The sequence below is a fragment of the Betaproteobacteria bacterium genome, from assembly GCA_016720855.1.
GTDB lineage: Bacteria > Pseudomonadota > Gammaproteobacteria > Burkholderiales > Usitatibacteraceae > FEB-7.
On sequence record JADKJU010000003.1, the window covers coordinates 289150 to 311698 of the forward strand.

At 68.1% G+C, this 22549-nt stretch carries 27 protein-coding genes; 13 read left to right on the top strand and 14 right to left on the bottom strand.

The features are described from left to right. Positions 1-20 precede the first annotated feature (20 nt). The 3 genes from IPP91_14975 to gpmA form a co-directional block, all read right to left on the bottom strand. Entirely contained in the window at positions 21-1460 is a 1440-nt protein-coding gene (locus IPP91_14975) for a S41 family peptidase (protein MBL0143368.1), read from the bottom strand. Between the two features lie 70 nt (positions 1461-1530). After that, positions 1531-2799: a peptidoglycan DD-metalloendopeptidase family protein gene (locus tag IPP91_14980; GenBank protein ID MBL0143369.1), complete on the bottom strand. Its 1269-nt coding sequence runs from the start codon at positions 2797-2799 to the stop codon at positions 1531-1533. A gap of 3 nt (positions 2800-2802) precedes the next feature. Continuing rightward, positions 2803-3546 (bottom strand): 2,3-diphosphoglycerate-dependent phosphoglycerate mutase, encoded by a 744-nt coding sequence (gene gpmA / locus IPP91_14985; GenBank protein ID MBL0143370.1) that lies wholly within the window; start codon positions 3544-3546, stop codon positions 2803-2805. A gap of 100 nt (positions 3547-3646) precedes the next feature. Here gpmA and IPP91_14990 point away from each other — a divergent pair, with 100 nt between their 5' ends. The 8 genes from IPP91_14990 to IPP91_15025 all read left to right on the top strand — a co-directional run bounded on the left by IPP91_14990 (position 3647) and on the right by IPP91_15025 (position 9713). Further along, positions 3647-4354 (top strand): AzlC family ABC transporter permease, encoded by a 708-nt coding sequence (locus IPP91_14990; protein ID MBL0143371.1) that lies wholly within the window; start codon positions 3647-3649, stop codon positions 4352-4354. Next, positions 4351-4668: an AzlD domain-containing protein gene (locus IPP91_14995; GenBank protein MBL0143372.1), complete on the top strand. Its 318-nt coding sequence runs from the start codon at positions 4351-4353 to the stop codon at positions 4666-4668. The genes IPP91_14990 and IPP91_14995 overlap by 4 nt, the downstream gene beginning before the upstream one ends. A 67-nt stretch (positions 4669-4735) precedes the next feature. After that, complete coding sequence (locus tag IPP91_15000) at positions 4736-5149, top strand: rhodanese-like domain-containing protein (protein MBL0143373.1); 414 nt, start codon at positions 4736-4738, stop codon at positions 5147-5149. Between the two features lie 4 nt (positions 5150-5153). Beyond that, a complete protein-coding gene (grxC, locus tag IPP91_15005; GenBank protein ID MBL0143374.1) occupies positions 5154-5411 on the top strand; it encodes a glutaredoxin 3 in 258 nt (85 codons plus the stop codon). 40 nt (positions 5412-5451) lie between these two features. Next, positions 5452-5925, top strand: a complete 474-nt coding sequence (secB, locus tag IPP91_15010) for a protein-export chaperone SecB (GenBank protein ID MBL0143375.1) — start codon at positions 5452-5454, stop codon at positions 5923-5925. Positions 5926-5932: 7 nt separating this feature from the next. Beyond that, a complete protein-coding gene (locus IPP91_15015) occupies positions 5933-6367 on the top strand; it encodes an SH3 domain-containing protein (GenBank protein ID MBL0143376.1) in 435 nt (144 codons plus the stop codon). A 7-nt stretch (positions 6368-6374) separates the two neighbouring features. Next, the gene (locus IPP91_15020; protein ID MBL0143377.1) at positions 6375-7355 is read left to right on the top strand and encodes an NAD(P)-dependent glycerol-3-phosphate dehydrogenase; all 981 of its coding nucleotides are present in this window, start codon (positions 6375-6377) and stop codon (positions 7353-7355) included. Positions 7356-7397: 42 nt separating this feature from the next. After that, positions 7398-9713 (top strand): hypothetical protein, encoded by a 2316-nt coding sequence (locus IPP91_15025; protein MBL0143378.1) that lies wholly within the window; start codon positions 7398-7400, stop codon positions 9711-9713. Positions 9714-9716: 3 nt separating this feature from the next. On the opposite strand, the gene IPP91_15030 is transcribed toward IPP91_15025, so the two are convergent. From IPP91_15030 to IPP91_15060, 7 genes are all read right to left on the bottom strand, one after another. Then, complete coding sequence (locus IPP91_15030) at positions 9717-10517, bottom strand: hypothetical protein (protein MBL0143379.1); 801 nt, start codon at positions 10515-10517, stop codon at positions 9717-9719. Further along, entirely contained in the window at positions 10507-10986 is a 480-nt protein-coding gene (locus IPP91_15035) for a hypothetical protein (GenBank protein ID MBL0143380.1), read from the bottom strand. Before IPP91_15035 ends, IPP91_15030 begins: the two co-directional genes overlap by 11 nt. Further along, positions 10983-11303, bottom strand: a complete 321-nt coding sequence (locus tag IPP91_15040; GenBank protein ID MBL0143381.1) for a hypothetical protein — start codon at positions 11301-11303, stop codon at positions 10983-10985. Before IPP91_15040 ends, IPP91_15035 begins: the two co-directional genes overlap by 4 nt. A gap of 247 nt (positions 11304-11550) precedes the next feature. Next, the gene (locus tag IPP91_15045) at positions 11551-12153 is read right to left on the bottom strand and encodes a hypothetical protein (GenBank protein MBL0143382.1); all 603 of its coding nucleotides are present in this window, start codon (positions 12151-12153) and stop codon (positions 11551-11553) included. Positions 12154-12221: 68 nt separating this feature from the next. Next, a complete protein-coding gene (locus IPP91_15050; GenBank protein MBL0143383.1) occupies positions 12222-12842 on the bottom strand; it encodes a hypothetical protein in 621 nt (206 codons plus the stop codon). Between the two features lie 243 nt (positions 12843-13085). Next, positions 13086-13550, bottom strand: coding sequence for a tRNA (cytidine(34)-2'-O)-methyltransferase (locus IPP91_15055; GenBank protein MBL0143384.1), 465 nt, complete (start codon positions 13548-13550; stop codon positions 13086-13088). 4 nt (positions 13551-13554) lie between these two features. Continuing rightward, positions 13555-14046 (bottom strand): ComF family protein, encoded by a 492-nt coding sequence (locus tag IPP91_15060; protein MBL0143385.1) that lies wholly within the window; start codon positions 14044-14046, stop codon positions 13555-13557. A 300-nt stretch (positions 14047-14346) separates the two neighbouring features. Here IPP91_15060 and bioB point away from each other — a divergent pair, with 300 nt between their 5' ends. The 5 genes from bioB to bioD are packed head-to-tail and all read left to right on the top strand — an operon-like array spanning position 14347 to position 18791. Then, on the top strand, positions 14347-15318 hold the full coding sequence (bioB, locus tag IPP91_15065) for a biotin synthase BioB (GenBank protein MBL0143386.1): 972 nt from the start codon (positions 14347-14349) through the stop codon (positions 15316-15318). After that, positions 15293-16498: an 8-amino-7-oxononanoate synthase gene (gene bioF, locus IPP91_15070; protein ID MBL0143387.1), complete on the top strand. Its 1206-nt coding sequence runs from the start codon at positions 15293-15295 to the stop codon at positions 16496-16498. Before bioB ends, bioF begins: the two co-directional genes overlap by 26 nt. Beyond that, a complete protein-coding gene (gene bioH / locus IPP91_15075) occupies positions 16482-17243 on the top strand; it encodes a pimeloyl-ACP methyl ester esterase BioH (protein MBL0143388.1) in 762 nt (253 codons plus the stop codon). The genes bioF and bioH overlap by 17 nt, the downstream gene beginning before the upstream one ends. Then, positions 17236-18111, top strand: coding sequence for a malonyl-ACP O-methyltransferase BioC (bioC, locus tag IPP91_15080; protein MBL0143389.1), 876 nt, complete (start codon positions 17236-17238; stop codon positions 18109-18111). The genes bioH and bioC overlap by 8 nt, the downstream gene beginning before the upstream one ends. After that, entirely contained in the window at positions 18108-18791 is a 684-nt protein-coding gene (bioD, locus tag IPP91_15085; protein ID MBL0143390.1) for a dethiobiotin synthase, read from the top strand. Before bioC ends, bioD begins: the two co-directional genes overlap by 4 nt. A 19-nt stretch (positions 18792-18810) precedes the next feature. Here bioD and IPP91_15090 read toward each other — a convergent pair whose 3' ends face one another. From IPP91_15090 to argJ, 4 genes are read right to left on the bottom strand one after another with little or no spacing between them, the layout of a single operon-like run. After that, entirely contained in the window at positions 18811-19740 is a 930-nt protein-coding gene (locus IPP91_15090) for a Nudix family hydrolase (GenBank protein ID MBL0143391.1), read from the bottom strand. Next, the gene (locus tag IPP91_15095) at positions 19737-20612 is read right to left on the bottom strand and encodes an ATP-binding protein (GenBank protein MBL0143392.1); all 876 of its coding nucleotides are present in this window, start codon (positions 20610-20612) and stop codon (positions 19737-19739) included. The genes IPP91_15090 and IPP91_15095 overlap by 4 nt, the downstream gene beginning before the upstream one ends. Next, positions 20609-21268, bottom strand: coding sequence for a class I SAM-dependent methyltransferase (locus IPP91_15100; GenBank protein MBL0143393.1), 660 nt, complete (start codon positions 21266-21268; stop codon positions 20609-20611). Before IPP91_15100 ends, IPP91_15095 begins: the two co-directional genes overlap by 4 nt. A gap of 19 nt (positions 21269-21287) precedes the next feature. Then, positions 21288-22517 carry a bifunctional glutamate N-acetyltransferase/amino-acid acetyltransferase ArgJ gene (gene argJ, locus IPP91_15105; protein MBL0143394.1) on the bottom strand — a complete coding sequence of 410 codons (1230 nt, stop codon included), beginning with the start codon at positions 22515-22517 and terminating at the stop codon, positions 21288-21290. Positions 22518-22549: the final 32 nt, after the last annotated feature.

Below are 22549 nucleotides of genomic sequence, written 5' to 3' on the forward strand. Positions count from 1 at the left end.
GCGCCCTCCGGTGTCCGGGCCTACTTCACGGCCGCGGCGGTGATCGGCAGGCCCTTGAGGTACTTGAGCGCGGCGGCGAGCTGGAGGTCTTCCTTCTTTGCGGCGTCCACGGCGGGTTTCGCACCGGTTCCCGCTTTCGCCCCCGGCTCGGGCTTGGCATCGGGCACCGGTTTCGCGGCGGCCGGCTTCGCGGCAGCAGGCTGTTCCGCGGACTTCGCGGAATCCGCCTTTTCCTTCTCGCCGTCTCCCGTCAGGTGATGCTGCAGGTCGGCTTCGCGCATGAAGACGCGGGAGTCCGTTGCGGCATCCTCGACCACGATGTCGGGCGCGATGCCCTTGGCCTGGATGGACCTGCCATTGGGCGTGTAATAGCGTGCCGTGGTGAGTTTCACGGCCTGGTTGTTGGGCAGCGGCAGGATCGTCTGCACTGAGCCCTTGCCGAAGGTCTGGGTGCCGACGAGGGTGGCACGATGGTGGTCCTGAAGCGCGCCAGCGACGATTTCGGAAGCGGACGCCGAGGCGCCGTTCACGAGCACGACGAGCGGCACGGTCTTGACGGCGGGCGGGAGCTTCGAGAGGTAGTCCTCACGGAACGCCCCGCGCACGTAGTTCTCCCGGCTGGCGGTGAGACGCATCTTGGCATCCTCGGTGCGCCCGTCGGTATAGACCACCAGCGCGTTCTTCGGCAGGAACGCAGCGGATACGGCGACCGCCGAGTTGAGCAGCCCGCCCGGATTCATGCGCAGGTCGATCACGATCCCCTTCATGTCGCCGTTCGACTGCTTGTAGAGGTCGTTCAGGGCCGTCACGAGGTTCTCGCCGGTGTGCTCCTGGAACTGCGTGATGCGCACCATGCCGTAGCCCGGCTCGATCATCCGCGCCTTCACGCTCTTCACGCGGATCACGTCCCGCTTGAGCTTGATGTCGAAAGGAGCGGGCTCGCTCTTGCGCATGATGGAGAGCGTGACCTCGGTGTTGGGCTTGCCGCGCATCTTCTTCACGGCGTCGTTCAGGCTCATTCCCTTGAGACTCACGCCGTCGATCTTGACGATGAGGTCGCCCGCCTGCACGCCCGCGCGATGCGCAGGCGTGTCCTCGATGGGGGCGACGACCTTCACGAAGCCGTCCTCGCTGCCCACCTCGATGCCGAGGCCGCCGAATTCGCCCTGGGTACCGACCTGCAGATCCTTGTAGGCATCCTGGTCGAGGAAGGCGGAGTGCGGGTCGAGCCCCGTCAGCATCCCGTTGATCGCTTCCTTGAGCAGTTTCTTGTCCTCGACGGGCTCGACATAGTCGTTCTTGATGCGCCCGAAGACTTCGGAGAAAAGCCTGAGGTCGTCCACGGGCAACTGCGCCGAGGACGCCTGGCGATCGGCGACCGCGGAGAAATGCAGGCTGGCGGCGATGCCGAGTGCGGCGCCGAGAACCACCAATCCGACCTGCTTGAGTCTGCTGCTCATGTTCGCTACCTCAGCCGATGATCAGGACAATGCCGCAGCCGGGTTTCACGCGGCACCCCTCCGGGATGCCCTAACGCGCCACCCAGCGCAGAGGATCGAACGGTTTCCCGTCGTGCCTCAACTCGAAGTATAAACCCGATTCCTCGCCTCCCCCCGAGGCGCCGACCTGCGCCACGGGGTCGCCGCTCCTCACGCCATCGCCGACCTGGCGAAGCAGCCCCTCGTTGTAGCCGTAAAGGCTCATGTAGCCCGCGCCGTGGTCGAGAATCAGGAGGTTTCCGAAGCCTCGCAGCCAATCCGCGTAAACCACGCGTCCATCGGCCACGGCATGAACGATCTCACCCACCGCGGCCCGGATGAAGAGCCCGCGCCACGTGACGCCACCCTCTTCCCGTGGACTGCCATAGCGGCTCATGAGTTCCCCCTGCACCGGAAGTTTCAGCCGTCCCTTGAGGGTCGGGAACGCCCGGGACGAGAGCGAAGCGTCGGCCACCTGGTCAACGGGCGTGCCGCGCCGGCGCTCCGCGGCGGGCTTTCCGGCTTCGCGATCCTTCCCTGCCTTGGCTTCGCGCGCCTTCTTCGCTTCGTTCGCCGCGAGTGCGTGCGCGATCTCCTGCACCAGCCGTGTCAGCCGCTCCTCGTCGCGCTTGAGCCGGCCGATTTCGCGTTTGCCTTTCTCGACCTGCCCCGCGACCCGTCTCAAGGTTGCCGCTCGCGCCGAACGCTCCTTTTCCAGCCGCTGCGATTCGCGAGCCTGCGCCGCCTGGTTTTCCCCGATGGCCTCGCGTTTCTCCAGCGCCTGGACTTCGAGCGCAGCCACTTCCTCGGCGCCTCGCTTGAGGGAGGCCAGCGACTGCGCACGCGCTTGCTGCACGTAGCCGAAGTAGACCAGGTGGCGCGTGAGGGTCGCGAGGTCGCGCCCTTCGAGAATGAGCCGCAGGCGGTCCTGCCCCCCGTGCTCGTACTGCAGGCGCAGCAGCCTTTCGGCGAGCGCCTGCTGGCCGGCGATCTCGCTGCGGACGCGTGCGCTTCGCTCGCCGAGCTCGGCCAGCTGCGACGTCAGCGCCTGGTTGGCGTTCGTGAGGTCGAAAAGCGCCCGGTTGGCCTCGCTCACGGCCCTTTCCGAGGTCTTGAGCGCGTCGGCCGCCTCGCCGCGCGATTCCTCGGCCTGGGAGATCTCCTTTTCCAGCTTCTCGATGCGCCCGCGAAGCTGCTGTAGATCCTCTTCGGAGGCCGCCGCCGGCGCTGCCTTCTGTCGGGACGCGGTCCCTGCGAACGCGAAGCCGGCCGCGAACGCGAGCGTGGTGACGAAGGCGGCCGCGAGACGCCGCGTTCGCATTCCCTACCGGGCCTTGCCCTGGCTTGCGACCGCGGCCGCCGCCTTCGCGACCGCCTGCGCATCGCCGAGGTAATAGTGGCGGATGGGCTTGAGGGAATCGTCCAGCTCGTAGACCAGCGGCACGGCCGTGGGAATGTTGAGCCCGACGATTTCGGCATCCGAAACGCCGTCGAGGAACTTCACCAGGGCGCGAAGGCTGTTGCCGTGCGCGGCGACCAGGACGCGCTCGCCTGCCACCACTCGCGGCGCGATGCGCTCGTGCCAGCAAGGAAGCATGCGCTCGACGGTGTCCTTGAGGCATTCGGTGCGCGGCACCTTCGCGCCCAGGCCCGCATAGCGGCGGTCGCGCGCCGCATCGCGTTCATCGCCGTCGGGAAGCCCGGGCGGAGGCGTGTCGTAGCTGCGGCGCCACGCCAGCACCTGCTCGTCGCCGAACTTGCCGGCAGTCTCGGCCTTGTTGAGCCCTTGCAGGGCCCCGTAATGGCGCTCGTTCAACCGCCAGTCCTTCTCCACCGGAAGCCAGAGGCGGTCCATCTCCTCGAGCGCCAGGTTGAGCGTGCGGATGGCACGCTTGAGCACGGAGGTCACTGTGACGTCGAAGTCGTAACCCTCCGCGCAAAGGAGGCGCCCGGCGGCGCGGGCCTCTTCCACGCCCTGCGGGGAGAGGTCCACGTCGGTCCAGCCGGTGAAACGGTTTTCCTTGTTCCAGATGCTTTCGCCGTGGCGGATGAGGACGAGCTTTTTCATGGGTATCGGGTCGTGTGGGAACGCATCCCTATGGTAGCAAACGCTCGCCCGCGTTCCGCGCCCTCCGTTACACTCCCGATTCCCCATTCGTGCAGTTGCCGTGCCCTTTCCCTCCCTTCCGCCCGATGCCCGCCGCGAGTTCGTCGCCGGCGCGCGGGATATCGCGCCAGCGCTGCTGGGTACGATGCCCTTCGGCTTCGTTGCCGGCGTCGCGGCGGTCGGCGCGGGAATGACTCCGATCGAGGGCGTCGCCCTCTCGTTCACGGTGTTTTCCGGTATTGCGCAACTTGTCGTGGCGCAGCTCGTGGCCGCGCAGTCGCCCGTGATCGTCACGCTCGCGGCTGTCGCCGTCGTGAGCCTGCGGCACCTCATGTACAGCGCCGCGCTCTCGCCGCACCTGAGCCACCTTCCGGCCGGCTGGCGCCTCCTGCTTGCCTACCTCATGACCGACCAGAGCTTCGCGCTGGGAGTGAAGCGGCTCGGAGAGAGCGGGAGCCGCGCGCACCGGCACTACTACATGCTCGGCGTAGCCCTGACGCTCTACATCGTGTGGCAGGCCTGCGTCGCGGCCGGCGCGCTTGCCGGGGCCCAGGTGCCTGCGACCTGGTCCCTCGATTTCGTGGTGACCCTCACTTTTCTCGGGCTGCTCGTCCCGGCGCTCAGGACCCGGGCCGACATCGCCGCGGCCACGGTGGCGGGAGCAGTCGCCCTCCTGGCCGCGGGGCTTCCCTACAAGCTCGCTCTCGTCGCCGCTTCCCTGGCCGGCGTCGCGGCAGGCGTGGCGTTCGAGAGGGCGCGGCGTCGATGAGCACCTGGGTCGTCATCATCGGGGCGGGCCTCGTGACGCTGCTCCTGCGAACATCGTTCATCGTCTTCGCCGATCCGAAGAAGTTCCCGCACGAATTCCGGGTCGCCCTGGCATTCGTGCCAGCGGCCGTACTCGCGGCGATCGTGATGCCGGGGCTTGCCATGCCCCAGGGCGTGTTCGACCTCTCCCTGGACAACCCGAGGTGGCTGGCCGGAATCGCGGCCTTCGCGGTGGCAGCCCGGTTCCAGGGCACCCTGGCTCCCATCGCGGCGGGCATGGCGCTGCTGTGGGCGTTGCAGGCCTTCGCGCGCTAAGCGTTTCGCCCGAGGGGGCGTCCGGCTGCTAAAATCACCCCTTTTCGCGAAAGGCCCGCCTTCCCCCATGGGCGAATACCTGCTGAACAACCTTGCGCTCGTCGCCCTGTTCCTCACGAGCGGCGCGCTTCTCATCTGGCCCGAGGTATCCCGCTTCGCGGGCGGCGCCAACTCCGTCGGCACGCTGGAGGCGACCCGTCTCATGAACCAGCCGGGCGCGCTCGTGCTCGACGTGCGTGAAACCGCGGAGTTCGCCTCCGGCCACCTGCCACGGGCGCGTCACATTCCGCTCGGCGAGCTCGGCGCCCGCGTGGGCGAGCTCGCCAAGTTCAAGGAAAAGCCCGTGATCGTCACGTGCCGCAGCGGCTCGCGGTCAGGCTCCGCCTGCCGGACGCTCAGGAATGCGGGATTCACGCAGGTCTTCAACCTCAAGGGGGGGGTCCCGGCCTGGGAGCAGGCGAGCCTTCCGGTGGAACGCTAGGACCATGGCGAAGATCCTCATGTACTCGACCGGCGTATGCCCGTATTGCGTCATGGCCGAGAAGCTGCTGCGCGCGAAGGGCGCAGCGGACATCGAGAAGGTCCGTGTCGATCTCGATCCCGCGCAGCGGGAGGAAATGATGCAGCGAACCGGCCGTCGCACCGTGCCCCAGATCTACATCGGAGAGCGCCATGTCGGCGGCTATGACGATCTCGCTGCGCTGGACCGCGCGGGCGGACTCGACTCCCTGCTCGCCGCCTGACGGCCGCGGGCCAACCCAACACCCAACCGAAGGAAGCACCATGAGCGACGCCGAGAACCAACCCGTCTTTTCGATCGAGAAGCTGTACGTGAAGGACATCTCGCTCGAGATCCCCAACGCCCCCCAGGTGTTCCTCGAGCGCGAGACGCCGCAGGTGGACATCCAGCTTCACCACGAGTCCAAGCCGGTCGACGAGGGCGTCTTCCAGACGGTGCTCACCGTGACGGTCACCGCCAAGGCGAAGGACAAGACCCTCTTCCTCGCCGAGGTGGGCCAGGCCGGCATCTTCGTGATCCGCAACATCCCGGAAGCCGACATGGAGCCGGTGCTCGGCATCGCATGCCCGAACATCCTCTACCCGTACGTGCGCGAGGTGATCTCCGACGTGGTCACGCGCGCGGGCTTCCCGCCCGTGGTGCTCTCGCCGGTCAACTTCGAGGCGCTCTTCCAGGCGCAGAAGGAAGCGCAGGCGGGGCAGCAGGCGGCCAGCCCGATCATCCAGACGGCGCACTGAACGCTCGATGCGTCTCGCGGCAGCATTCCTCGCGGGCTTTCTGGCGTTTCCCGCGCTGGCCGTGGAGTTCCGGTCCATCGGCGATCGCGCTGCCGTGCTCTACGACGCGCCCTCGCAGAAGGCGGACCGGATCTTCGTCGCGAGCCGCGGCCATCCCTTCGAAGTGCTGGTGAAGCTCGACCAGTGGACGAAGGTGCGCGACTCGGGCGGCGAGGTGGCGTGGGTCGAGAACAAGTTCATGGGCGATCGCCGCAACGTGCTCGTCAACGTGCCGGTCGCCGACGTGCGCGCCGCCCCCAACGCCAATTCACCGATCATCTTCGAGGCCCACAAGCAGGTCCTGCTCGAGCTGCTGGAACCCCCGGCCGACGGCTGGGTGAAGGTGCGCCACCGCGACGGGCAGCAGGGATACGCGCGAGTCGCGCACCTCTGGGGACTCTAGGCCGCCGATGAGGATCGCGATCCTCGGGGCGGGCGCTTGGGGATCGGCGCTGGCAGTATCGCTTTGCGCGGCGCATGAAACGAGGCTGTGGGCGCGGCGGCCAGAAGCCCGTGCGGAACTCTTGCGACGACGTGCCAGCCCCTACCTTCCAGACGTTGCCTTTCCCGAGGCGATTCGCGTCGAGCGGGATCTCGCGGCGGCCGTTTCGTCCTGCGATCTCGCGATCGTCGCCACGGCGACCACGGGACTGCGCGATACCGCGGCGGCGATCGCCGGCATTCGTGCCGAGCCCGACCTCCTGTGGGCCTGCAAAGGGTTCGAGTCCGGATCGGGACTGCTGCCGCATCAGGTGCTCGCGCAGGTCATGCCCGGCGCGCTGCGCGTAGGCGCACTTTCGGGGCCGAGCTTTGCGCTCGAAGTGGCGCGGGGACAACCGGCCGCGCTCACGATCGCTTCCGCGGACGGGGACTTCTCGGCCGGGACCGCGGCGGCGCTCAACAGCGCCCGTCTCAGGATCTACTCGAGCACCGACCTGGTCGGCGTCGAACTGGGCGGCGCGCTCAAGAACGTGATCGCCATCGCCGCCGGCATTTCCGACGGACTCGGGCTGGGCCGCAATGCGCGCGCGGCGCTCATCACGCGCGGGCTCGCGGAAATCGTGCGCCTGGGCGTCGCGATGGGGGGCATGCCGGACACCTTCATGGGCCTCACCGGGCTCGGGGACCTCGTGCTCACCTGCACCGGCGACCTCTCGCGCAACCGCGACGTGGGCCTTCGGCTGGCGCGCGGGCAGGGGCTGGACGCGATCCTGACGGAGCTGGGGCATGTGGCCGAAGGGGTTCAGTCCGCGCAGGCCGCGCTGCGCCTCTCGCAGTCGCATGGTGTGGAAATGCCGATCGCCGCCGCGGTGTGCGCCGTGCTTTTCGAGGGCGAAGCCCCAGCCAGCGCGGTCGAACGCCTGCTGTCGCGCGATCCGAAGGCGGAGTGAGGATTGGCCGCATGCCGCCCGGGGAAGTTCCTTCGCCGCGCCGTGACGCTTGGCCTCGCGATCGCGCTGCCCTGTCTTGCGCAGTCGATATCGCCGATGGTGGTTCCCGACGTCGCGGCCCGGATCGCCGAAGCCCGTGAAACGGGATACTGGCTGGTGCAGGAGGGCGACCAGCTGTACCGGATCTGCCGCCATTTCGCTGCGGACAGAGCCGGCACGCGCCGACTCGCGCGGGAAATCGAGTTGCTCAATCCGAATGCCTTTCCGCTCGGCGAAGCGTCGCCGCTGACAGTCGGTGCGCGGATCCGGCTGCCCGATGGGCTCGTCGCGAACGGCGATGCCCCGGTTGAAGGAGCCCGGCCGCGCCATGCTGCCGGCCCATCGAGCGCTTCCACGCCATTGGTTTCGTCACCCGCGGCACCGGCCAACGGGGTTGCGCCGCTTCCCGCCGAGGCTCGGGCGCAAGTACCGGCTCGCGCCACCTTGCCCCCCTATGTGGATCGCCTGATCGACGGTGCCAGTCCGGACCCCGATGAACTCGGGGCTGCGACACCGAGGCGAGGAGACGAATCCCCGGGCCTCAGGAACTGGGCGATCGAGGCACGCGGCGAGCACCGCGAAGTGAATGCAGCGGGAAGGAGCAATGCGGGTGCCATCGGCCTGCGATATGAGCATGAAACCGAGCTGCATGGAGACTTCACGCTCGTGGGCCAGGCATCCTACTTCGACACATCCGTCACGACGGGCCTCACCGGCAAGAGTTCGCAATCCGATTTCACCCTGTTTCACGATAATTTCGCACTCACCACGGACTACTTCGCCTCGAGCGCCCTCGGAGTGATCCGTCCCGTCCTCCCGACATGGCTGTCGACGTCCTACCGCATCACGCTTGCACCCTCGCTCCTGCAGGGCGTGACGACCAACGTCACCGGCGCTGCGAGCGACTACCGGGTCGCGGTCGGACAGCTGGGCCGGTATTCCGGGTTCGGCATCCAGCACTTCGAACGGACCTCGGGCAGCCTCGCGAGCGCGAGCGCCCTGCAGCGCCTGGATGCCGACTGGATGGCGGGCGCAGCGGCGATCGCCATACGCGACAGCGCGACGATCCCGGACCACACCTCCGCCTCGCTCGCCCTGGTGCGTGATCTGGGACCTGGCGGCGCCTACGTCAAGGCACAGCTTGCAGCATCGGACAACGGCCAGGGAGCGGGATGGGTGGACGCCAACCTGAAGTCGGGGCGGCTCACCCAGCGATTCGGCGCATTCCACGTCGATCCGGATTTTCTGTACGGCGAGTCCACCACCGCACGCGACTCGCAAGGCGCGTATTGGCGCGGCGACTATCGCCTGGCAGGCGACTATTTTGGCGGCGGCGTGGAGTTCGTCGAGAACAACCTCCGGCGCGACCCGGCCAAGGGTGGCACTGAAAACATCGGCGGGTTCGGAAACGTGACGCTGCGCCTGGATCGTACGACGCAACTCAGCGCAGGATTGGCCCTGCGGGACGAGCGTCCGCGCGTCGCGGGGATCATCGAGCGCCTGGTCATGCAGGGCAACGCGTCGATCACGAACAACAACGTCGCGGGCCAGACCCGGCTGGACTGGAATTCGACGAGGACCCGCCCGGAGGGTTTTCCGCTCGAGCGATCCGGCGCGGTCAACTGGAACCAGGATTGGCCGCGCGTCGGCCCCCTGTCCCTGAATACCCTCGTGGGCTATTCCGATGACCAGCAGCAGGACCGGCGCGTTCGCCGCAAGACGGCGAGCCTTGCCGCCCGCGGCGACATCGCCAACGGATTGCGGGTGGATGCCACGATCACCTACGTCGACTCCGACGATACGCTCGGCAGCGACCGGAACTACAACACGGCGGTGGGACTCGAGTGGCTTCCGACCTCGGATCTGTCCCTGCACCTGACGTGGTACCGCAACCGCATCCAGCCCGGGGCGGACAATCCGCTTTCTCCCTTCCTGCTCGAGAATTCCGTCATGCTCACCGTTCGCTACGAGGGATCCGCGGGGGTGCCGTATCCCCGCGCCGGCGAAACGGGGCGTTCTGCCTCCGGGACGATCGTGGGCAGCGTCTTCTTCGACGAGAACAACGACGGGACGCGGCAGGCGACCGAACGCGGAGCCCCCAATGTCATTGTGATTCTCGACGACAGGCACACGGCGAACACCGACGCCGATGGCCGTTTCTCCTTCCCGCTCGTTCCCGCGGGGCGCCATCGCATACGCACCGTGATCGAGCGCATTCCCCTTCCCTGGGGCCTCGAGGATGAAGCGCCGCGCGAGGTGGCCGTCGACGTCCGGACCGACACGAGGATCGAGATCGGGCTGAGCCGGATCAGCCCCTAGACGCTACTTCGCGAGAACGGCATCGACGGACTCGCGCCCTCCCTCCCATTCGATCACGCCCTTCAGCCTGAGCGGGAGCACGGGTTTCGCGGGCTTGCCGTCCGCATCGTCCTGGGGCCAGATCGGCAATCCCCGCGTTTCGCCCGGAAGTATCGGCAGCGGGGCCACCGTGAAGTCGAAGGCCTTGCCGGCCGCGTCGGTGCCGGAAATGAAACCCTCCGGCCGGCCGTGCGCGTTGCCCTCATTGCGGAAATACGCAATCGGCGTGAGCCGCCCGCCGGCATCCGCCACCTCGAATCGCACGAAGGTAATCCGGGGCTTGGCCTCCCCGACGCGCACGTAGACGATGACGCCCAAGCGGCCCTGGATCGGCATCTTGATGTCTCCCAGTGGCGCGACGACGGCCGCGTCCGCGGCCGGTTCGATGATGACTGCGAAGCGGCAAAGTCCGTCGCGCGCGTCGGCCGGCACGTCCACTTCGAATCGGTAGCGCCGCTTGCCCTTGGCCGCGACGCGCAGCGTGTAGCGCTCAAGCTTCACCCACGGGCGGCAGCTGTCCGGGGCCAGTGTGTCGGTACGGAAGTCGACGCCGCCATCCGGCCTGAGCGTCCAATCCGCGGTGCGCAGCCGGAAGTCCGCCGTCTGCTGGTCGTCGTTGCCGATCTCGAGAACCTCGGCTACCTTCTCGCCGGCCTTCGCCTTGAGTTCGAAGCGCGCGGGCTGCACGAATGCCGCGAACTGGGCGAACGCGGGCTGCGTCAGCGCGAGCACAGCCACGAATGCGGCAAGGAGGCTACGGAGCAAGTTCGATCTCGAAATAGGGCTCGAAGCGCAAGCCGCGGTCGACATAGCGGGCATCAAGGTAGACCTTCAGGTCGAGGACGTCGGCGATCATCGGCTGCGCGATGACGCCATCGTAAACGAGCGAGCGCGTGCCCGGAAGGGCGCTTCCGGCCATCAGCGGGCCGCGGGCGCGCCACTCGATCCGCATTCCCGTGGCGCCCCGCAGGCCGGGAACCGAAACCGGGACCACGAGATAGATGCGCCCCGTCCTGCTCACGAACCGCGACGTGTTCAGCCGCACTTCGAGGCCGGCCACCTCCGCGACCATCGCGTTGAGTCGTTCGGGGTTGTCGAGATCGCCCTGCTCGAACTGCCAGCGCGGCTTCACTTCGACCCGGGCCTTCGGCGAAGCGGAGTCGTCCAGGCGAACGGGAGCACCCAGCGCGGTTCCCGCCAGCAGCATGAACAACACGAGGGCCATTCGCCTCATGGCATCTGCAGCGAGTACGTGAGCTGCCCCGAGTAAGTGCCCGGGGGATAGATCGTCGCGTTGGCGAACTGGAACAGGAGGCAGACGCGGATCTCGCTCGACGTCGAAACGGACAGCAATGGCTGGGAAGTCGAGCCCGTGAAGGCGCCGGAGGCGAGTTCCGTCCCCCGCTCGTGATCCAGCTGAAGTCGGTGAACGGAATCATGTTTGCACCCGACGCCACACCGCCCGACGAGTTCACCGTGAGCGACGCTGTTCGGGGTGCGGCCGCCGTCGAGCGCGCCCGGGCCCAGAGCATCACATTGTTGGCCGGGCATGCCACTCCGAAGTTGGGGGCCTGCGCGCTCCCGGCCGCCGCGTTCGTGGTTCCGGAAACGGGTGCGCCCGTGCCGGCCGAGGCTGCGACCACGTTGAAGGAAACCTGGCTGATCCTGTTTCCCGTGGCCCCGACGCGGAGCGCGATCTGGGGCGCCGCGTCGCCGATCACGACAGTGATGGCAGTGGCGGGAAGCACCGCCAAAGTGAGGGCGGCCGCGCTCGTCGCGACAACCAGACGCATTCGGCTCATGGCATGGCCGCGGTGTAGGTCACTCGCCCGCCGCGGGCGGCAGACCCTCCATACGACCCCGCACTGGGAAGGATCTGGTTGAGGTAGGCGAAGCTCCACACCGCGGCTCGCTTGGTGACCAGCGAGGAGCTCAGCGCCGGTTGAGAGGTCGTGCCCCCGGCGTTGGTGAGCAGCGGCGCGGGCAGTTGCGGATCGCTGGTCGTCGTGGCGATCTGGTCGTAGCTGATGCGACCGTCGGCGGCCCTGCCTGTGCCGATGCCCAGGCCACCACTCGAGTTCGTGGCGGTGATCGTCACCTGACCATTGTTGCCCGCAACCTCGACGTTGAGGGCGGATCCCCCGCCCGTGTCTCCTCCGGTCGCGGCAATCGCGGTGCTGTCGCCCACATTTGCGACCGGCACGGCGAACGTGAGCGTGTTGATGGTGGCACCTGCCGTCCCGACGCGGAAACGCAGGAAGGCCGGGTAAACGATGCGGAAATTGAGGCGCGCATCGACAGCGTATGGCGCCGTGGTATCCGTGGCCGGCTGTTCCGCGAGCGCGCCGCCTGCGATGGCAAGAGCGCCGCTCGAGAGAAGGAGAATCGGGAACCGGTCCATCCGCCTATTCTCACATGCAAAGGGGCGCGAAAATCGCGCCCCTTGTCGCTGCGGTTCGCGTTTCAGGCTTACGGCATCGTGGCGGTGTACGTGGCGACGCCCGTGTACGAGCCGGCCGACGGCGTCGTGGCGTTGAGGTAGGAGTACGTCCACGTGGCTGCGCGGTTGGTCACCTTGCCGGCACCGGCGGCGCCGCCACCGAGTGCGGCGTTCACGTTCGGGATCGCCGCGTTCGCGAGGACCGGGGCGGGAAGGTTGGCCGCGTCGCTCGACGTGGTCGTGATCTGGTTGTAGTTGATGTAGCCGTCGGTCGCGGTGCCGGTACCCAGGCCCAGCGCGCTCGCCACGGCGGTCGAGATCACCACCTGACCGTTGTTGCCGCGCACCACGACGTTCACCCCGGGGCCTCCAGCAGCCGGCGCAGTGCCGCCGGTAGGTGCCACGGCGGTTGCGTTGCCCACGTTCGCAGCGGGCACCGCAAAGGTCATCGTGTTCGTCGAACCCACGTTGCCTACCTGGAAGTACAGGAACGCGGGGATCGTGATCGCGAAGTTGACCGGGGCGGCCACGGTCCGGGGGCCGACGGCGGCCGTGTTTGTGCCGGAAGCCGCGTATGCGGTACCAACCATCGCGCTGCTCGCCACCACCGCCGCCGCTACCAGGGTCCTGAGGTTCAGATTCGCTTTCATTTCATTGCTCCGTTCGTCGTAGGTTGATCCACCGGATTGGAGGGCTTCTTTCTCGCTTCACCGGGTCTTGTCTAGCCGGCGATGCCCTCTTCCATGGGACCCATTGGACGCTTCCGAGAGCCGGAACTCTGTGCAAAGCCTCACACAACCTCATGTTTTGCATGGGGTTTATCGAGGTTTTGCATTTCAGCCGTAATGAAACGCCGCCGGACGGGGCCGATGTTGTGAACCGCTTCGCTATTCCTACGTCCCCGCGGAATATCCCAGCTGGCGCCAGGACTCGAAGACGGCAACGGCGACGGCGTTGGACAGATTGAGGCTTCGGTTTCCCTCCACCATCGGAATCCGGACGCGGCAATCGGCGGAAAAGGAGGCCAGGACATCGGCGGACAGCCCGCTCGTCTCCGGTCCGAAGACAAGAACGTCGTCCTGCTGGAACGAGAGGTTATCCATACGCTTGCCTCCCCGGGTCGTGAACGCGAGCAGCCGCCTCGGACCCAGCGCTGCAAGGCACGCGCCCCAGTCGGGGTGCACCGTGACGTTCGCCATCTCGCGGTAGTCGAGCCCCGCGCGCTTCAACTGCCGGTCGTCCATCGAAAAGCCCAGGGGCTTCACGAGGTGCAGCGGCGTGCCGGTGTTTGCGCACAGCCGGATCACGTTGCCGGCGTTCGGGGGGATTTCGGGATGAACGAGAACGACATCGACCATGGCCTTACCTCCCGATCGGCGGCTCGGGCGTGCGCGCCACGACCCATCCGGAGAAACGAACCGCACCGGCCGCCTTGAGGACACCCGCCAGCGCGGACAAGGTGGTGCCGGTCGTCATCACATCGTCCACGACCGCGACCGTCATCCCGTCCAGCCGGCGCCGAACGGCGAAGGCTCCGTGCAAGTTGCGCCTCCTGGCCGTCCTGTCCAGTCCCGACTGTGGCGCCGTGTGACGGATCTTTGCGAGCACCCGCGACTCCACGGGAATGCCGAGATTTGCCCCGACCCGGCGGGCCAGCAGCAGCGCCGGATTGAATCCGCGCTCCCGCAACCGCGCCGACGACGCAGGCGAAGCCAGGATCAGGTCCGGCCTCGGGGCCTTTTCCACGGCCCTTGCCAAAGCATCGCCCAGGTAAGCACCCGTCGCCAGGTCGGACGAGAACTTGAACCGGCGAACGAGGCGGTCGATCGGGAATCGATAGTCGAAGGCGGTCACCACGTCGTCGAAGGCGGGCGGGTTCCGGAGGCACTCTCCGCACCACCCGTCATGGAGCAGGGGAATTGCGCAGCGCAGACAGATTCCTTCCGATCTCGCTAGCAAGCGCTCACAATTATTGCATACCAAAGCCCGCCCGGCAGGCTCGAGGCAGAGCACGCAATCCGACGGCCACAGCGGTCCGAGCAGGCCTTGGGTGCCTGTTATTTGGGCGGCTGTGCGGAACCCGTCGATGAGCCGTTTGACAGACCGGATATTCTCTATAATCATCAGCAACTTACCAACCACGGCCGACCTCCCTTGGACCAGATCGTGCAACTCGCCCCCCCGACGAACCCCCGGACCCGTTCCCTGCGTGACGAAGCGCGGGCCCTCCTCGACCTTCCCTTCAACGATCTGCTCTACAAAGCGCAGACAGTGCACCGGGAAAATTTCGATCCCAACCGCATCCAGCGCTCCACGCTCCTGTCCATCAAGACCGGCGGCTGCCCCGAGGACTGCGGCTATTGCCCGCAATCGGCCCGGTACGCGACGGGCGTGGAGAGCGAGGCGATGCTTGCGCTGCAGGAAGTCGTGAGCACCGCGAGGGCAGCGAAAGCGAACGGGGCCACCCGCTTCTGCATGGGCGCGGCGTGGCGCGGACCGAAGGCCCGCGATCTCGAGCCGGTGCTCGACATGGTGCGCGAGGTGAAGAAGCTCGGCCTCGAAACCTGCTGCACCCTCGGCATGCTGAAAGAGGGGCAGGCGGAGCAGCTTCGCGAGGCGGGCCTCGACTACTACAACCACAACCTCGACACCGCGCCCGAATTCTACGGGGAGGTGATCACGACGCGCGATTACCAGGACCGGCTGGATACGCTGGATCGCGTGCGCAACGCGGGCATGCATGTGTGCTGCGGCGGCATCGTCGGCATGGGCGAATCGCGCGATTCGCGCGCCGGCCTCCTCGCGCAACTGGCCAGCCTGGACCCGCCGCCCGAATCGGTGCCGATCAACCAGCTCGTGCAGGTGGAAGGCACGCCGCTCGCGGGAACCGAAGCGCTGCCGTGGACTGAATTCGTCCGCACTGTCGCCGCGGCGCGCATCCTCATGCCGAAGAGTTTCGTCAGGCTCTCGGCCGGCCGCACGCAGATGCACGAGGCGGTGCAGGCACTCTGTTTTCTCGCCGGGGCCAACTCGATCTTCTACGGCGAGAAGCTCCTCACGACCGGGAATCCGGACGTCGCGCGGGACGACGCGCTTTTCGATGCGCTCGGCCTCATGGCCGGTTGAGGCGGGAGTGAACGCCGCGGGACTCCCTGCCCTCGAGCAGGCGCTGGATGATCTCGGCCACGACGGGCTCCTGCGCGTCCGGCGCGTGCTCGATTCGCCGCAGGGTCCGATCGTGACCGAAGGCGGAAGGAAGCTCGCCAACTTCGCCTCCAACGATTATCTCGGCCTCGCCAACCATCCGCGCATTCGCGAGGCGGCGCATCGGTCGATCGACGCGTTCGGGTTTGGCGCTGGCGCCTCACCCATCGTCATCGGACACTCGCGTCTTCACGAGGAGGCCGAGGCGGCCTTCGCACGCTTCACCCGCCTGCCGCGCGCCCTCCTCTTCCCCAGCGGTTACGCCGCCAACCTCGGCATCCTCACCGCGCTCGCGGATCGCACCTCCGCGATCTTCGCCGACCGGCTGAACCACGCGTGCCTCAATGACGGAGCCCTCCTTTCGCGCGCCGCCTTGCATCGCTATCCGCATGGCGACCTCGAGACGCTCGGGGCGATGCTCGCGCAATCGAAGGCCGCGATCCGCGTGATCGCGACGGATACCGTTTTCAGCATGGATGGCGACATCGCGCCGCTTCCCGCCCTGCTTTCGCTGGCCGAGCGCCACGATGCCTGGCTTGTCCTCGACGACGCGCATGGCATCGGCGTGCTGGGGGGCGGACGCGGCGCGCTCGCGCACTTCGGACTGGCCTCGCCGCGCATCGTTTACATGGCCACTCTCGGCAAGGCCCTGGGCGGCTACGGGGCCTTCGTGTCGGGCGAGGAGACCGTTGTCGAATGGCTGATTCAGCGGGCACGGACCTACCTGTTCTCGACGGCGCTGCCGCCCGCCGCCGCCGCCGTTGCGACGACGGCCCTGGCCGTCATCGGGGACGATCCGGGAATCGTGACGGCGCTGGCCGACCGCATCGACGACTTCCGCCGCGCGTGCGATGCCCAGGGCATCGCCACGAATTCATCGACCGCAATCCAGCCGGTCATCGTCGGCCGCTCAGTGCGCGCGGTCGAGCTCTCCGCAAACCTGCGCGAGCTCGGCCAGCTCGTCCCCGCGATCCGGCCGCCGACGGTGCCGGAAGGCACGGCGCGGCTTCGCGTATCGCTCTCGGCGGCACACACGCGGGAGCAGGTCGTTGCACTGGCCGCGGCGCTGGGCAAGGTGCTCGCGCATGGCGCTGCACGTTGAACGCCTCGGCAGCGGGCCCGACCTCGTCATGCTGCACGGGTGGGGGCTGCATGGCGGCGTGTGGGACGCGCTGGCTTCGAGTCTCGCCGGATCGTTTCGCCTTCACCTCGTGGATCTGCCGGGCCACGGTCATTCGCGGGGCGTCCCCTTGGCCGGCCTCGACGCCGTCGTCGATGCCGTGGCGGATTCGACACCCGAGGCAGCGATCGTCTGCGGCTGGTCCCTGGGCGGGCTGGTGGCCCTGCGGCTCGCCACACGCCATCCTTCGCGCGCAAGGACCCTGGCCCTCGTGAGCACCACGCCCTGCTTCGCGCAGCGCGAAGGCTGGCCGCATGCCATGGCCCGCGAGACGCTGGAAGCCTTCGCGGAAGGCCTGCGCGCCGAACCCGCGAGGACCATCCGGAGTTTCGTGAACCTCAGTGCCCTCGGCGGCCCGCACGCGCGCGAGCGCATGCGGGAACTCGCCGCGCTGCTACTCGAACGCGGCGCGCCATCCGTCGAAACGCTGGCCGCGGGACTGGGCGTCCTTCGCGACACCGACCTTCGCGAGGAGGTCGGCGCCATCGACCGGCCCGCCCTGGTGATCCACGGCGGCCGCGATGCGCTCGCGCCGGTGGGCGCGGGGCGCTGGCTCGCCGGCGCGATTCCCCATGCCCGCTTCGTGGAAATCGCGGATGCCGCGCACCTGCCCTTTGCCAGCCATGCCGGCACGGTGGCGAAAGCGCTGGAGACCCTGCATGGATGAGGCGATGCTCCCGGTGAAGCGGGACGTGCGCCGGGCTTTCGAGCGGGCTGCGCGAACCTACGACGAGGCCGCGGTGCTGCAACGCGAGGTGTGCGCGCGCCTGCTCGAGCACCTGGACCCCATCCGCCTCGCCCCTCGCCGCGCAGTCGATCTCGGCTGCGGCACGGGCCATGCGTTCGACGCGCTGGCGAAGCGCTTCCCGGCCGCCGCGCTGGTCGGCCTCGATATCGCGCCTTCCATGCTCGCCCGCGCGCGGAACCGGTCCCCGTGGTGGCAGCGCATGCTCGGTTCGCAACACGCTGCGCTGGTGTGCGCGGATGCGGAGAGCCTGCCGCTTGCCAACGCGTCCGTCGATCTTGTCTTCTCCAACCTCGCGCTGCAATGGTGCGAGCCCTCTCGCGTTTTCGCGGAAGCCGCGCGCTGCCTGTCGGCCGGGGGGCTGATGATCTTCTCGACGTTCGGGCCGGACACCCTCAGGGAACTGCGTTCAGCCTTTGCCGAGGCCGACGGCGCGCCGCACGTGAACCGCTTCATCGACATGCACGACCTGGGTGATGCGCTCGTGCACGCCGGTTTCGCCGATCCGGTGATGGAAATGGAGACCATCACCCTCGAGTACGACGCCGCCCTCGCGGTCGCTCGAGACCTGAAGGCGATCGGCGCGGTGAACTCCCTGCCCTCGCGCTCCCGCGGGTTGCCGGGGCGCGAGCGCTGGCGCCGCATGACCGAAGCCTACGAGCGCTTCCGCCGCGACGGGTTGCTGCCGGCGACCTGGGAGGTGATCTACGGCCACGCGTGGAAGGTCCCGCCCAGGCACCTGGCGGACGGCCGGCAGGTGATCGACTTCGCGACGAAGGCGCGGCGATGACCCGCGGCATTTTCGTGACGGGTACGGACACCGGCGTCGGGAAGACGCTGGCGGCGTGCGCCCTCGTGCACGCCTTGCGATCGCGCGGCCTGCGCGTTGCGCCGATGAAGCCCGTGGCGGCCGGCGCGGTGTTGCGCAACGGCGTGTGGGCCAACGAAGACACGCTCGCGCTCGCCGACGCGGCCGGGACCGATGCGCCCACGCTTGATGCGATCACGCCGATCCTGCTTCGCGAGCCCATCGCGCCGCACATCGCCGCCGCCCGCGAGGGCCGGACCATCGACCTCGCCCTGCTGGTGGAGGCCCACCGCCGCCTCGCAGCGCAAGCCGATTTCACCGTGGTGGAAGGGGTGGGCGGATTTCTCGTCCCCCTGGGACCTTCGCTCGACACCCGGAACCTCGCGAGCGGTCTGGGCCTTCCCGTCGTCCTCGTCGTGGGCCTGCGGCTGGGTTGCCTCAACCATGCCCTGCTCACCGCCGGATCGATCGAGCGCACGAGGCTTCCGTTCGCCGGCTGGATCGCCAACGCGATCGACCCGGACATGAAGGGGGCGGACGAGAACATCGTTGCCCTGGCGGAAAGGCTGCCGGCACCCCTGATCGGCCGCCTCCCCTTCTTGCCGGGCGCCGACGCGCGCGAACTCGCCGCACGCCTCGACGTGTCGACCCTGCTGCAATAGGAAAGGGGAGAGTTCCTCTTCAGTCGAACGCGGCGCCTCTGAGCGCCACGCCGTGCGCGCCGTGCCGTTTCGCCTCGGCCAGGTCGGCCCGCGTGAGGCCGCCGATCGCGTAAGCGGGAAGCGGGCAGTCGTGGACGAGCGCGGCGAAGCCCGCCCAGCCCAGCGTGGTCGCTCCGGGATGCGATGCCGTGTCCTTGACCGGGCCGACCACCGCGTAGTCGAGACCCAGCTTGGCGGCGTGCGCGAGTTCCAGGGCATCGTGGCATGACGCGCCCACGACGCGCCCAGCGGGCCGCTGCAGGGCCGCCATCAAGGCGCTCGAGGTGAGGTGCATGCCATCGGCCTGCGGCCAGGCGCCGCAATCGCTGTTCACCACGACGATCGCGCCGAAGGGCGTGCCTCGCGTGAGCGCCCGTGAGAGAAGAAACTGCACGCGCTGCGGCTCCAGCTCCTTCTCGCGGACTTGCACGAGGAGCCTTTCGCCGATCACCTGTGCGGACAGCTTGAGCGACCAGGCGTCGAAGCCGGTCTCGGCGGCATTGGACACCACCATCACCGCAGGCAACGCCAGCGCGCAGAGCACCGGCGCATTGGCGGGCAGCATCGGGGTCACTTCGGGCGCCTCCACCCGCTGCCAGGCGATCGCCTGGTCCTCGAGCGGCTGCGGCTCGCCCACCCACGCGGTCACCCGGAAAAAATGCAGCCGCACGGTCGCATGCGTGTAGGCATACACGCGCGTGATCCACGGCGTGGCCTCGCGCACGTCGATGCCCAGTTCCTCCTTCAACTCGCGGTCCAGCGCCGCGCGCGGATCCTCGCCCGGCTCGATCTTGCCGCCGGGAAATTCCCAGTAACCGGGATAGGGCTTGCCCTCGGGGCGGCAGGCGAGGAGGAAGGTGCCGTCGGGCCGTTCGATAACGGCGGCGGCAACCTCCGTGATCTTCGTCACTTGCGTCCGCGCGCGCCGGCGCCGCGACCCACGTAGTCCCGCGCGAACTGCCAGGCCACGCGACCGCTGCGCGATCCGCGTTCCAGCGCCCACAGGAGCGCGGCGGGCTTCATTCCCGCACCAGACTTCCCGCCGAGTGCCCCGACCCAGTGCTCGGCGATGTCGAGGTACTGGTCCTGGTCGAACGGGTAGAAGGAGAGCCACAGCCCGAAGCGCTCAGAGAGCGAGATCTTCTCCTCGGTGGTCTCGCCCGGGTGGATCTCCCCCCCGAGGTGCTTCGCCTCGAGGTTCTCCCCCATGAACTCGGGCATGAGGTGGCGCCGGTTCGAGGTCGCGTAGATGAGCAGGTTTTCGGCCGACCCGGCGATCGTTCCGTCGAGCGCCACCTTGAGCGATTTGTAGCCGGGATCGGAGGCCTCGAAGGAGAGGTCGTCGCAGAACACGATGAAGCGCTCGCGCCGGTCGGCCACCTGGTCCACGATGTCGGGAAGGTCCACCAGGTCCGCCTTGTCCACTTCGATCAGGCGCAGTCCCTTCCTCGCGAATTCGTTGAGCGCCGCCTTCACCAGCGAACTCTTGCCCGTGCCGCGGGCCCCGGTGAGGAGCACGTTGTTGGCCGGCCGCCCGCCGACGAACTGGGCGGTGTTCTCGCGAACGCGCTTTTTCTGTTCGTCGATGTCCTTGAGGTCCGCGAAGGCAATGGCGTGCGGGTGGCGAACCGGGTCCAGGAAGCCCCGGCCGTTTCGCTTGCGCCAGCGGAACGCCGTGCCGGCGGACCAGTCGATCGGCTGCGCGCCCGCGGGAAGCAGCGCCTCGAGGCGATCGAGCAACGTGCCGGCGCGGTCGAGGAAGCGGTCGAGGGAGTCGGTCATTTGAGGCGGAAGACGAGGAGCCAGTAGTACTGCGTTTCCTCCAGGTGCGCTTGCGCGGCGAAGGGGCGCACGGCGTCCGCGAGTTCGGAGGCGGTCGGGAAATTCTTCAATACCTCGTGCGTCTCGCCGGAAAGGAGCGGCCGCACCTGGTAGGTGTTACCCTCCGCGTCGCGGCGGGAAACGGGCGTGGAGCTGCCTTCGACATAGCGGTTGTCGAGCATGGCCACGAGGGCGCCCGAAGGAAGCGCCTTCGCCATGCTCGCGAGCCAGCGGGCCAGGTCGGACTTGCGCACGTGCGACCACCAGAACCCCGCGAAGGCCGCATCGCAACCCTCGCAGGCATCGCCCGGCGCAAAGGCGTCGGCCTTCACGAAGCGCACGCTTGCGCGGGGAACGGGCTTCTCGCGCGCGATCTCGAGAACGGGTTCGTTGATGTCGCAGGCGGTCACGTGGACGGCCTTTCTCGCGATGAACTGCGTCCAGTAGCCGGTTCCGCAGGCGATCTCGAGGACGCGGCGCCCTTCGAAAAGCTTCGGCAGCCGCTCCCGCAGCCAGGCGAGTTCGTCCTGGCGCTCGGACTTGTCGTAGATGCGCTCGTATTCCCGCGCCCGCTTCGCGTAGTAGGTCTCGAGCTGCGGGGTTACGGTGCCGGTCATCGGATTCTCCACCGGAAGGCTAGCTGCGGTAGTCCGCATTGATCTTCACGTAGTCGTACGAAAAATCGCACGTCCACACCGTGGCGCTCTCGACTCCCCGCCCGAGCCCGACGCGGACGGTGATCTCGGCCGGCGCCATCACCGCCTTGCCCTGCTCTTCGGTGTACTCCTGCGCCCGCCCGCCCTTCTCCGCGACCAGCACGTCACCCAGGTGCAGCGTCACCTTCGAGGGATCGAGATCCGCGATGCCGCCGTTGCCCACGGCGCACAGGATGCGGCCCAGATTGGGGTCGGAGGCGAAGAAGGCTGTCTTCACCAGCGGCGAATGCGCGATCGACTTCCCGATCCGGACGCATTCCGCACGCGTGGCGCCGCCTTCGACGACGATGGTCATGAACTTGGTGGCGCCCTCGCCGTCCCGCACGATGGCCTGCGAGAGGATCTGCGCCACGTCGAGCACGCATTCGGCCAGGCGCGTGAACTCCGCGGTGCCCTCCCCGGTGATCCTGGGGTTTCCCGCCTTGCCGGTCGCCACGAGCACGAAGGAATCGTTGGTCGAGGTGTCGCCATCGACGGTGACAACGTTGAACGACCGGTCGGCCACGAAACGCACCATGTCCCGGAGCGTGTCGTGCTGCACGGCCGCATCCGTCGCGATGAAGCCCAGCATCGTCGCCATGTCGGGCTGGATCATGCCCGCGCCCTTGGCGATGCCGGTGACCGTGATCGTGAAGCCGTCGATCACGACCTGCCGAGACACTGCCTTGGGCACCGTGTCGGTGGTCATGATGGCGGCGGCGGCGTCCGCCCACCCGTCGGAGCGCAAGTCCGCGACGGCCGCGGGAAGGCCGGCGACGAGGCGATCGACCGGGAGGTGCTCCATGATCACGCCGGTGGAGAACGGCAGCACGGATTTCATTTCCACGCCCAGCGCCTTGGCAACGGCGGCACAGGTCGCGCGCGCGTTCGCGAGCCCGGCGGCGCCGGTTCCCGCATTGGCGACGCCCGTGTTCACGACGAGCGCGCGGATGCCCCGTCCGTCGGAGAGGTGCTCCCGGCAGACCGTCACCGGGGCGGCGCAATAGCGGTTCTGCGTGAAGACGCCCGCCACGCGGCTGCCCTCGGCGATTCCGACCACGAGGAGATCCCGGCGGTCCTTCTTGCGAATGCCGGCTTCGGCCACGCCCAGGTGCAGGCCGGCGATGGAGAGGAGGTCTTCCGCGCGGGGCGGAGCGAGATTGACGGCCATAGGCCGGGAATTATCGCGCGAAAGCGCGGCGG